Source organism: Streptomyces lancefieldiae (assembly GCF_031845825.1).
GTDB lineage: Bacteria > Actinomycetota > Actinomycetes > Streptomycetales > Streptomycetaceae > Streptomyces > Streptomyces lancefieldiae.
The window spans coordinates 1-460 of the sequence record NZ_JAVRFH010000318.1 but is presented as its reverse complement, the minus strand read 5'-3'; the positions used below and the strand labels follow the sequence as shown (position 1 = coordinate 460).

General features: G+C 66.7%; 1 pseudogene. It reads left to right on the top strand.

From position 1 onward, the window contains the following. Positions 1–135: 135 nt before the first annotated feature. Positions 136–460: pseudogene (locus tag RM812_RS42330) on the top strand (peroxidase family protein); the annotation flags it as partial.

Sequence of the window (460 nt, the reverse complement as noted above, 5' to 3'; positions counted from 1 at the left end):
CCATGGGCCCATTCAACGCCGTTGAGACCGGCCCCGACCAAGACCCGGCGAAACCGGCGAAACAAGTAGCCGACTACTCATGCACCCGGCGCTGCGGGCACCCAAGATCGAGGCATGCCGAAGCCCTCACTTCTCATGAGGCTGTTCCTCAAGACCACTGAACTGATCGACCGGCGGATCGGCTGGGACAAGCTGCCGCCGGTGCTCGGCGTCGCGGTGCTCGTCGGTATCCGCGACGCCCTGCGCGAGCACAACCTGTACGACACCTGTCAGGGAGCGCCGCCCGAGGCCGACCCGCTGCCTCCGTCGGATTACCTGACGGTGCGGACGGCCAACGGTTCCTACAACGACCTGTCGGCTCCGTCGATGGGCATGGCGAACACCCGGTTCGGGCGCAATGTGCCGCTCGCCGAGGGCCACGCCGAGCAACTGCCGGACCTGATGGATCCCAATCCGCGAC